Below are 525 nucleotides of genomic sequence, written 5' to 3'. Positions count from 1 at the left end.
CCGTACATCCTCTACGGCGAGGACATCTTCGTGTTGCCGGGCGGGCTGACGCGCGTGGCGCTGCGCCGCGGCTCACTGGTCGTCAACTCCTCGCAGGGCGGCGGTAGCAAGGACACGTGGGTGCTGGCCGACGACGAAGCAACGCGGTCATAGGTCGTCGTCCGCTGCACAGGCGTCAGACCGACTTCCCGGATGGCGGCCGCCAGACGCTCGGCCGGGACGTATGACCCGAAACGCGATCCGGCGCGGTTGGAGATTTCTTCTTCGAGCAAGGTGCCGCCGATGTCGTCCGCGCCGCACCGGAGGCTGCGCTGCGCTACTGCCAAACCGCGCTTGACCCAGCCCAGTTGCAGGTGCGGGATGTCGCGCCCCAAGAACAAGCGCGCAACGGCAAGCGTGTGCAGTACGTCGTCGTCGTCAATCTCGCGCCGCCCGACGGCGCGGCCCAGCGGCGACTTCGCCGCGATGAACGGCAGCGGGATGAATTCCGTGAAGCCGCCGGTTTCGCGCTGAAGCGTCCGCAGA

At 68.0% G+C, this 525-nt stretch carries 1 protein-coding gene and 1 pseudogene; one reads left to right on the top strand and one right to left on the bottom strand.

Features of this window, described 5'->3' with window-relative positions; genetic code table 11:
• The coding region (locus NZ585_15165; GenBank protein ID MCS7081367.1) for a circularly permuted type 2 ATP-grasp protein at positions 1-153 on the top strand (153 nt) is incomplete at its 5' end.
• A gap of 47 nt (positions 154-200) precedes the next feature.
• Here the strand turns inward: NZ585_15165 and cofH are convergent.
• Positions 201-449, bottom strand: a pseudogene (cofH, locus tag NZ585_15160) (7,8-didemethyl-8-hydroxy-5-deazariboflavin synthase subunit CofH).
• Between the last annotated feature and the right edge of the window lie 76 nt (positions 450-525).

Source organism: Chloracidobacterium sp. (assembly GCA_025057975.1).
Classification (GTDB): domain Bacteria; phylum Acidobacteriota; class Blastocatellia; order Chloracidobacteriales; family Chloracidobacteriaceae; genus Chloracidobacterium.
This window is presented reverse-complemented; position numbering and strand designations above follow the sequence as displayed.